9 protein-coding genes and 1 pseudogene are annotated in these 10074 nt (G+C 64.7%); 6 read left to right on the top strand and 4 right to left on the bottom strand.

Annotated elements, in window-relative coordinates:
* Positions 1 to 444 precede the first annotated feature (444 nt).
* From QZ609_RS20405 to adk, 6 genes and pseudogenes are all read left to right on the top strand, one after another.
* Positions 445 to 1064, top strand: a pseudogene (locus QZ609_RS20405) (MotA/TolQ/ExbB proton channel family protein).
* Between the two features lie 27 nt (positions 1065 to 1091).
* A complete protein-coding gene (locus tag QZ609_RS20400; protein WP_295498800.1) occupies positions 1092 to 1520 on the top strand; it encodes a biopolymer transporter ExbD in 429 nt (142 codons plus the stop codon).
* Positions 1521 to 1651: 131 nt separating this feature from the next.
* Positions 1652 to 2701, top strand: a complete 1050-nt coding sequence (gene lpxK / locus QZ609_RS20395) for a tetraacyldisaccharide 4'-kinase (RefSeq protein ID WP_295498797.1) — start codon at positions 1652 to 1654, stop codon at positions 2699 to 2701.
* A 65-nt stretch (positions 2702 to 2766) separates the two neighbouring features.
* Positions 2767 to 2955, top strand: a complete 189-nt coding sequence (locus QZ609_RS20390) for a Trm112 family protein (RefSeq protein ID WP_004631803.1) — start codon at positions 2767 to 2769, stop codon at positions 2953 to 2955.
* 19 nt (positions 2956 to 2974) lie between these two features.
* Entirely contained in the window at positions 2975 to 3781 is an 807-nt protein-coding gene (gene kdsB / locus QZ609_RS20385) for a 3-deoxy-manno-octulosonate cytidylyltransferase (protein WP_295498789.1), read from the top strand.
* Between the two features lie 340 nt (positions 3782 to 4121).
* Positions 4122 to 4790 (top strand): adenylate kinase, encoded by a 669-nt coding sequence (gene adk / locus QZ609_RS20380; RefSeq protein ID WP_295498787.1) that lies wholly within the window; start codon positions 4122 to 4124, stop codon positions 4788 to 4790.
* Between the two features lie 96 nt (positions 4791 to 4886).
* Here the strand turns inward: adk and QZ609_RS20375 are convergent, their stop codons facing one another.
* The 4 genes from QZ609_RS20375 to QZ609_RS20360 form a co-directional block, all read right to left on the bottom strand.
* Positions 4887 to 5957: a fimbrial protein gene (locus QZ609_RS20375; RefSeq protein ID WP_295498784.1), complete on the bottom strand. Its 1071-nt coding sequence runs from the start codon at positions 5955 to 5957 to the stop codon at positions 4887 to 4889.
* A gap of 56 nt (positions 5958 to 6013) precedes the next feature.
* Entirely contained in the window at positions 6014 to 8656 is a 2643-nt protein-coding gene (locus tag QZ609_RS20370) for a fimbria/pilus outer membrane usher protein (RefSeq protein WP_295498781.1), read from the bottom strand.
* A gap of 166 nt (positions 8657 to 8822) precedes the next feature.
* A complete protein-coding gene (locus QZ609_RS20365) occupies positions 8823 to 9593 on the bottom strand; it encodes a fimbria/pilus periplasmic chaperone (protein WP_295498777.1) in 771 nt (256 codons plus the stop codon).
* A 91-nt stretch (positions 9594 to 9684) separates the two neighbouring features.
* On the bottom strand, positions 9685 to 10074 hold a 390-nt coding region (locus QZ609_RS20360; protein ID WP_295498774.1), incomplete at its 5' end, for a fimbrial protein.

Below are 10074 nucleotides of genomic sequence, written 5' to 3'. Positions count from 1 at the left end.
GGCAATGTCCACAACCCGTCCACAAGACTGTCCCGTTCCGGTGTGGATTTCGGGCCGGCTTTTTCATGCCCGCCCTCGGTTTGCGCCGGATTGGCTGCAGGAAGGCTGGTTGCCTATTTTTTGAGCGCGGCACTGGACTCCCTTTTGAATCAGTCACTTAGCTTGCTTGTCCGAGCAATGTCCACAACCCGTCCACAACGCTGTCCCGGTTTGGTGTGGATTACCCGCCAGCTTGGACGCCGGCCGCGCCATGCGAGACGGTTTTTTGACCGACCGTCGGCACCGTTGCCGCGCCGCGGCAGCGAGTTGCCGAGGTGGGTCCGACGCGCTAGAGTGGCGCCTGTTTTTGCCGCAACGAACCGCGTTCGGGGACGCGGACGGCACAAACAGCGATCGGGCGCGCGCCAATCGCGCCTCTTCCATTACGACAAAACGGGTTGTCCAGTGTTTTCCATCATCCAAGCCGCCGGCTGGCCGATCTGGCCGCTGTTGATTGCCTCCGTGATCGCCCTCGCGCTGATCATCGAACGCTTCGTCGCCTTGCAGCGCAAGAAAATCATTCCGCCCAAGATCTTGACGAGGCCCTGGCCGTGGCGCATCAGCGCAAGGCCACACCGGAAGTGGTGAATACGCTGGAACAAGGCTCGCCGCTGGGCCGCGTGCTGGCCGCCGCGCTGCGCCACGTGGTGCTGCATCCGGGCACGAGCCGCGACGCCGCCAAGGAAGTGGTGGAAGAAGCCGGCCAGAACGTCGCCCACCGCCTGGAGCGCTACCTGAACGCGCTCGGCACCATCGCCTCGGTGGCGCCGCTGATGGGCCTGTTCGGCACCGTGGTCGGCATGATCGAGATCTTCGGCAGCCAGACCGCCGCCGGCACCAACCCGCAGACGCTCGCGCACGGCATCTCGGTCGCCCTGTACAACACGGCGCTGGGCCTGGTGGTCGCCATCCCGACGCTGATCTTCTGGCGCTACTTCCGTGGCGTGGTCGATAACTACGTGGTCGAACTGGAGCACCTGTCCACCACGTACCTCGACGCGATCCTGCCGCCGCGGCGCGGCTGATCCGGCAACGCACGCTACCGAGTCGCCATGCGTTTCCGCCCGCGCCACGCCCGTGAAGAGCCGGAGATCAACCTGATCCCGCTGATCGACGTGCTGCTCGTGATCCTCATCTTCCTGATGATCACGACCACGTATTCCCGCTACACCGAACTGAAGGTCAACCTGCCGACCGCCGACGCCGAGAAGGCGACCGAGCGTCCGGGCCAGATCGTCGTGTCCATTACCGCCAACGGGGTCTACTCCGTCGACAAGCAGGTGCTCGACACCCGCGACGTGACCAGCCTCGCCGACGCCCTGCACACTGCCGCAGGCAGCGCCGGTGGCCGCGAGCCCATCGTGATCGTCAACGCCGATGCGCAGGCCGCGCACCAGGCGGTGGTGAACGTGATGGAAGCCGCGCGCGTGGCCGGCCTGTCGCACCTGACGTTTGCCACGCAAACCGGTAACGCCCACTAAGAGACCGTTGAAACGTGATTCTGACGGCCCAGCCCCGCCTTGCCGTACCCTGTGTACTGTCTGCGTCGGGGCTGAACCGTCAGAACCGCTTCGCTTCACGTTGCAACGGTCTCTAAAAACCACCATCCTGCATGCCCGTAGCCCAGCACCGCCTCGCCAGCTTCGTCACCCGCCAATGGCAGCAGCGTGGCTGGTTTGCGTGGATGCTGTGGCCGCTGTCGTGGCTGTTTGGCGCCATCAGCGGGCTGCGCCGGCTGCTGTTCCGTCTGGGCGTGCTGCGCTCGGTGCGGCTGCCGATGCCGGTGGTGGTGGTCGGCAACGTCACCGTGGGCGGCGCCGGCAAGACGCCGGCCGTGATCGCGCTGGCCTCCGCGCTGGCCGATGCTGGCCTGCGCCCCGGCATCGTCTCGCGCGGCTACGGCGTGCAACTCAAGCACCCGCGCCCGGTGCGCGAACACTCCCGCGCCGAGGACGTCGGCGATGAGCCCCTGCTGATCGCCCGTGCGACGGATCTGCCCGTGTGGGTCTTCCCCGACCGCGTGCTGTGCGCACAGACGCTGCTGGCCTCGCACCCGGGCTGCAACGTGATCGTCTGCGACGACGGCCTGCAGCACTACCGTCTGCGCCGCGACATCGAGATCGTCGTGTTCGACCTGCGCATGGGCGGCAACGGCTTCTTGCTGCCCGCCGGCCCGCTGCGCGAGTCGATGGCCCGCCAGCGCGACGCCACCCTCATCAACGACCCGAACTACCGCGCCACGCCCGACCGCCCGAACATCTACGGCATGCGGCTGGAGCTGCAGGACGCCTACAACCTGGCCGACCCGGCGCTGCGCCGCCCGCTCGCCCAGTTCGCCCGCGTCGAGGGCGAGCAGTTGCTGGCCGCCGCCGGCATCGGCAACCCGGAGCGCTTCTTCGCCTCGCTGCGTGCCGCGGGCCTGAAGCCCACCACCCTGCCGCTGCCCGATCACTACGCCTTCGCCGACAACCCGTTCGCCGACCGCCACGCCGAGGTGATCCTGATCACCGAAAAGGATGCCGTAAAATGCGGCCATCTCGACGACCCGCGCATCTGGGTGGTACCGACCACGCCGGTGGTCGACTCGGCGCTGGTCGAACAGGTCTGCCAGCGCGTGCGCGCCCTGGCCGATCGCGCAACGCTCAGGGCGAGCGCACAATAACGTTACCTCGCCTCATCCGCCGTATTGGTGCGCTGCCCCGCAGCCGCCCCGGAGCCTCTACCGTCATGGACAATCGCCTGCTCGAAATCCTCGTCTGCCCGTTGTGCAAGGGCACGCTGCAACACGACCGCGCCAACAACGAACTGATCTGCCACGTCGACAAGCTGGCCTACCCGATCCGCGACGGCATCCCCGTCATGCTGGCCGATGAAGCCCGCCAGACCGTGGAAGGCACGCCGGTCGATCCGGCCTGACGCGCGCAGGGCCACCGCCATGTCGCACGCGCCGTTCATCGCCGTCATTCCCGCGCGGCTTGCGTCCACGCGGCTGCCCAACAAGCCGCTGGCCGACATCGGCGGCAAGCCGATGGTGGTGCGCGTTGCCGAGCGTGCGCACCAATCGTCCGCCGCGCGCGTGGTGGTCGCCACCGACGCCGTCTCGGTCGCCGACGCCTGCATGCAGCACCACGTCGAAGCCGTGCTCACCCGCGCCGACCACGCCTCCGGCACCGACCGCCTGGCCGAAGTGGCTGCCGTGCTGGCGCTGCCCGATGACGCCATCGTCGTCAACGTGCAGGGCGACGAACCGCTGATCGCCCCGACGCTGATCGACAACGTGGCCGCCCACCTGCGCGACCACCCGGACTGCGCGATCGCCACCGCCGCCCACCCGATCCACGACGCCGCCGACGTGTTCAACCCGAACGTGGTGAAGGTCGTGTTGGACGCAGCCGAGCGCGCGCTGCTGTTCTCGCGCGCCCCGCTGCCCTGGGCGCGCGACACCTGGACGCCCGCCGTGCTGGTGCAAGCCCCCGCCGAACGCCCGCTGCCGGCCATGCCGGTGCTGCGCCACATCGGCATCTACGCCTATCGCGCCGGCTTCCTGCGCCGCTTCCCGCAACTGGCCGCCGCGCCGCTCGAGCAGACCGAGCAGCTCGAACAACTGCGCGCCATGTGGCACGGCGAGCGCATCGCTGTACTGACCACCGATGATGCCCCGGCCGCCGGCGTCGATACCCCGGAAGACCTCGCCCGCGTGCGCGCCGCCTGGAGCGAATTGCTCGCGCAAGACGGCCCCTGAACGCCCCGATTGGTCGAACTTGCGGGCCGACGGGCAAAACCCCGGCCCTGCCATGGCATAATCGCGAGGACGACAAGCCGCATGTCACCGCCCACGTTAGGCGAGGCAGCGGCTGCAGGGAGACAAATCGAGCCATGGGTGCCGCCGTCCGGTGGGCGCCTATTCCACCAGTGTCCCGGTAAGGCTGGCGTCAAGTTCGCCCGCTAGGCTGCCTGTTTGCGTCGATTGCGTCCCAGGCGTTTTGGGAATCGGCCCCCTCGGACCGATCCCCAACGCGCTTCAGTTCAGCTTCAGTTGATTCTGGCGCGACAGGAATTCAAAACTTGAGGAACACGTCACCATGCGGTTGATTCTGTTGGGCGCGCCCGGCGCCGGCAAAGGTACGCAAGCCAAATACATCTGCGAACGCTTCGGCATTCCGCAGATCTCCACCGGCGACATGCTGCGCGCCGCGGTCAAGGCCGGCACCCCGCTGGGCATCGAAGCCAAGAAGGTGATGGACGCCGGCGGCCTGGTGTCGGACGACATCATCATCGGCCTGGTGAAGGACCGCCTGCAGCAGCCCGACTGCAAGAATGGCTACCTGTTCGACGGCTTCCCGCGCACCATCCCGCAAGCTGAAGCCATGAAGGACGCCGCCGTGGCCATCGACTACGTGCTGGAGATCGACGTGCCGTTCGACGCCATCATCGAGCGCATGAGCGGCCGCCGCGTGCACGTGGCCTCGGGCCGCACCTACCACGTCAAGTTCAATCCGCCCAAGACCGAAGGCGTCGACGACGAAACCGGCGAAGCGCTGATCCAGCGCGACGACGACAAGGAAGAGACCGTGCGCAAGCGCCTGGCCGTGTATGAGAGCCAGACGCGTCCGCTGGTGGATTACTACTCGCAATGGGCCGCCAACGGCAACGGCGCGGCCAAGGTGGCGCCACCCAAGTACCGCAAGATTAGCGGTGTGGGTAGCGTGGAGGATATTACAGGCCGGGCGTTTGGGGCGTTGGAGGGCTGATCGCTCCACTCGGTGCATTACTGACCGGCCAAGAAAGAAAGGCATCCCCCGATTCGGGGCGATGCCTTTTTCTTTATCGCTGCACGCAGCGATGCCTTACTGGTACAGCAGCGTGAACGTTGCGGAACTGTTGGCCGTCCCAGGGGTAATGCGGGCGGCTGTCTGGTAATACCGCGCTGAGAACGGTACCGACAACGCACCTAAGGTCAGCGGGAAACTGCCAATCTGCCAGGGGGTGCCGAACGTGACCGGCGCCTGGCTCCCGGAGCTGGCGCCACGCAACACCTGAACGCCAAGCCCGGCGGCCGTGGAACCCCCATTCAATGCCAGCACACCCTGATTGGCGTAGGCGGGCACGGTCGTTCCATCCAGCTGCATCATGATCTTGTACGCACCAGCTGCGGTTACGTCGCAATTCAGGTTCACGTTGAAATCCTTGCTGGCGGACGTGGTGCCGATCGCGCTGCCAAAACCGCTGGCATTGCCGATGCGCACCGTTCCGAGGTCGACCGCAATGGAAGCCGTCTGCGCCTTGCAAGTGCTCGGCACGAAGCTGACCTGGTCCAGGCCAGCAACGACGAAGTTGGCGCCGCCCGACATGAAGCCCTCCATCATGTTGGGACCGCCAATGGTCAGAATCTGCTTGGTGGTCTCGAACGAATAGGCGCCCGACGTTGGCGTGGTGCCAGTCTTGACCAACTGGATGTCCACGGTGGCGCGGACTTCCGTTCCCTTGATGCCCTGAATGTAAAAGTTGGAAACCTTCGTGCCGGTGTTGAACCCTTCGAACGTATTGCCGCGGTTGCCGTTGTACGTGACGTAGAGCGACAGGCCACTGCCCAGATCGACGTTCTGCCGATAAACCCACGCGTTCTCCGCCGCCCCCGTGGCGGATTGCTTGCCGCATTCGGCCTTCACCTGAATGCCGGTCGTGCTCCACAAGACCGTATTGACTGGCGTGCTGGCCGAAATGCGCAGCGCTGGTATGTTGGCCGCAAAGTAGCCACTCGTTTGCACGCACGTCAGCTTGGCCGATGCCGATGTCGACCAACCGAGCAAGCCCATCACAGACGCGATAAACAAGCATGACGCCAGCCACCAGCGCGGCACGCACTGGGACGCGACGCTCGAACGTTCGCCCTGCCGTCCCTTGAACCTCAACATCATTTGCTTCTCCTGGAATCCAACCGCATCAGCACACGGCCGGCACATGACTGGGCGTCTTACGAAGCCGGTGTGGCCGGAGCCGCGATCGACGCTCGCGGAGCCCCCGGCCGAGTGGACACATCTGCCGGCTTGAGCAGCCTGGGACTCTTGCCCAGGTACCGTGCTTTGGTATCAACCACGCAAGGAGCCTGCAGACGCGCAAAGGCAGCACCAACACCTGCCTTGCCTGGCTGCTCGGGAAGCGCGACGTTGATCTTGCACATACGTGCGTCCCCGTCGCCCCATTGCACGGTCAGGTTCTCGTTGCTGCGTGCGATTCGCGCGTAGATTCTCCCGCCCTGGCTGACGGTTCCGACATTGTTGCCTTGCATATCCTGCACACGCGCGCCGAACGGCAGCGGCTCGCCGTCAGACATCTGGGACTTGATCAGCACAGGCATCCCCGTCACCGTCGGATACTTCAACATCACGACGGCACCCGACAGCGGCGCCACTTGCTGGCTAGTCGATTGCAACTCCACATCAAGAGGCAGCCCCTTCGGATCGAGGATGATCTCGTTGAGGCGATACGGCGTCAGGTACGGCACCACCGCGTAGCCGCGCGCGTCTAGACGAATCCCCGGATAGCTCTGCACGGCCGCACCACCCGCGGCGGGAGCAGACACGACGGCCATGGTTTCCGATGCATAGGGCGTGGCAGTGATGCCGCCCGGGTGCGCCACCACCGCGCCGCTCAGGCTGAGCGACCCGTTCTGGAAACCTGCCCCCTGCCCGTACGTTGCGCCGACGGTCGCGTAAGGGCTCCGATACTGTCCACCGACGCTGCCCGAGACCGTCTGCGTGGTGTCCCGGCCGGCCGCGGCGTTGTAGGTGAACTGGTTGTTGTCACCGGCGAGCCCGCTGACGGTGGCCTGCGCCGTGGTGCCGCTGGCCGTGCCATGACCGAAGTTGAAGCCCATTTGCGGCGCCTGAGCGCCCTTGCCCAGCGGCACGGACAGCGACAGCATGTACTGCGTGTCCATCACGCCACCGGATAGTCGGCTACGGCTGATCGACAGCGAATAGGTCATGCTGCGGAATCGGTTGCTGTAACCCGCCTGGAACTGTGTGTCCGAACCTGGACGCTGCCAGTAGTTCTGAGAGTACCCGGTGAGATAGAGTTGCCCGGCTTGACCGCCAAGCGGCTGGCTCAGGGCAACCGAGACCCGACTGCGCGGCCGCCACACGGCAATGGACTCAGCGGCGGGCAAACCGCGGCGGGCTGCGTCCGAGAAGTACATGGCGCCGTTGAAATCCAGGAAACCGGACGAGGAGAACCGATAGGCGGCGAGCGAAACATTGCTGGAGGTCGGCTCGAACAGCTTGCTGTAGGTGGCCCGGATGCTGGTCCCGGACAGGCTTTGGCCGGCCACCGACGTACGCGCGCCGGATACGTCGACCGCCACCGCGCCAATGGGCGTATTGAACGCACCACCGCCGAGCACCGACGCGTAGTCGTTGTTGGCCAACACGCCGCCGTAGAGCGTCACATCGTTCGTGATACCCCGCTGTATCGTGGCCTGCGCGACGCGGGGCGTATACGACAGATTCATGTTGCGCACGGTACCGGCCACTACGCTGTAGCGCAGGGCACCGGGGCGCAGCAATTGCGGAATCGCGGCGTAAGGAACGTTGAACGTACGAATGCGACCGTCGGCCTCCGTGACGGTCACATCGAGATTGCCCCCATATCCGGTCGGATAGAGATCGTCAATTTCGAACGGCCCAGGTGGGACAGTGGTGTCGTACAGAATCGCGCCGTTCTGTCGAATGGTCACCCGCGCGTTGGTATCGGCGATGCCCCGCACGATGGGGGCGTAACCTCGCAACGACTCCGGCAGCATGCGGTCATCCGTGGCCAGCTGGACGCCGCGGAATGCGAACGTGTCGAAGATATCGCCGGTGCTGTTGGCATCGCCAACGGTCACCCGCGCCTGCCACGGCGTGATATCCCGCTGCACATAGGTGTTCGCGACGCGATAGCGGCGCTCGCCGCCTTGCGTCCAGTTGAATGAGCCGTTGTGCCGGAAGTACCAACCGCCAACGTTCAAGCCGCCGTTCAAGCCCACATAGCCGGAATCCTGCGACACACCCCGCGTGACATTGCGATAGACGTTTGCCGTATAACCCAGCATGCCCGCCGTGACACCCTTGTCCCAGAGCTCTGGGGAAACATAGCCGCGCGCGGTACGCCGCAGGGCGATCTGCGGAATCGTGACATCCAGTCGCTGCGTCGCGCTGTCAAAAGTCGCCGTGGCACCCGGGATCGCCTGCCGGATATCGACGCAGGCGTCGGCATCCGCCAAGCGCGCAAGAACATCCTTGTCCAGTTGCCCGAAATCAACGTTGAATCGTTCAAACAACGCCCGCGTGAAGCAGATCTTTGGCGCGCCACTCGGCACATCGGTCCGAATGACAATGGTGTCCCGCCCCACAAGCCTCGCATTCAAATAGACATCCGGCCGATAGGTGCCGGGCAACACCGGGTTCCCGTGCTCGAACTGCGACAGATCGATCGATTCCCCCTGCACCCCTTGCACAAATGACGGGTCGAACGTCACCTGCGCCAGCGTGGAGGAATTCAACGACTCCGGTTTGACGGATTGACGCCCCTTTTCGCTTGCTACTGCGGATATCGGGATGGTCGAGAACATCGCCATCCCGGCTGCGCACAGTGGCTTCAAGGTCATGAGCGTTGACGGTCGGCGACCGCCACTGGATCGAAGCGATCGCTTCATTGACTTACAACCCATGGATAACGTTGGAGGAGAGGCACCACTCCCAGCCAGGCCAGCCTGCTGACACGCGCCAGCGTTGAGGCTGAACTTACTGAAGGGTCACTTGCCCTTTGCTTTCGACGACCACACCGTAGTCGTTGACGAAGCTGTAGCTGAATTCGGGCGTCGTTGCCGGCTTGATGGTCATGTCCTTGATCGGGAAGCGCAGACTACTGCCGGGCAGAATCATCCCGCCATCGACTGCGTCATACGCCCGACCGCCGCTCTTCACTTGCAACGTCGGCACGTTGACACAGTAGGCGGTCGGGTTTGAGCCCTCTACGACATATTTCCCGTTGTCGTCCTTCACCAGCGTCCAGCTCACCAGACTCGGGGCTTGCAACGCACCCTCGGCGTCGAGCCCGTTTGGGCGGAAGAAGATCTTGATGCGGGAGCGGAACGCCATCTGCAAGAGATTGGCGTCCGCCTCGGACTTCGGCTTCGGCGGGATATCCAGCACGTTGAGCCAGAACACCGACTCACGGTCCTGTGGCAGCGGCTCTTTCGTATACATCAGGCGCAGCGTCTGGCCCTTGCCGGGCTCCATGCGGAACACCGGCGGCATGATGACGAACGGTGCATCCGCCGCATTCGGCGCAGCATGGACGTCACCCGTGTCGATCCATGTTTGGACGAGCGCGGGCAACTCGCCAACGTTGTCGAGCTTGACCGAGACCTCGCTGTCGTTTCCTGGAAAGATCACGCGCGTGCCCGTAATGATGACGTTCGCGTGTGCGGTTCCCGCGACGCAGGCGGCCAGGAACGTGATGGTGCTCAGGGCTCGCGCCAAGGCCTGTTGCATCTTGGTAGGAATGCGCATGATTCAAGTCATGAAGACAAGCCAGAAGACGGCCAGGATTGGCCTGGCCGCCCTTGGCTTGCGGATCAAACCGAAGCGGTTCCGCCCCGGATTAGAGGTAGTCGACCGAGTACGTCACCGACGTTTCGACGTCACCTGCGGAGGCAGCGGCCGTGGCGTAGTAACGTGCTTGATAGGTCATGGTGGCTGCACCGTCCACGATGGAAGTCTTCTGCGCACCGTCAACGCGCTGCGACGCATTGCCGATGTTGATCACATTGCTCGACGCATCCAGCAGTTCGACCTGCACGTTGCCCGCCGGGCTGGTTGCCGCAATGTTGTTCAGGCGCCCGTTATCATCAACGTTCGAGCCCATCTCGAAGAACGCACGTGCAGCGCCAGCGACCTTCGCACCCTCGCCAGCAGCGCACTTCGTCAAACCGATCGTGAACGTGCGGGCACCTGCCGTCGTGCCGGCGGAAGCCAGCGAGCCGGTTTGGAC

Origin of the sequence: uncultured Ralstonia sp., assembly GCA_913056305.1 — a bacterium.
Classification (GTDB): Bacteria; Pseudomonadota; Gammaproteobacteria; order Burkholderiales; family Burkholderiaceae; genus Ralstonia.
This window is presented reverse-complemented; position numbering and strand designations above follow the sequence as displayed.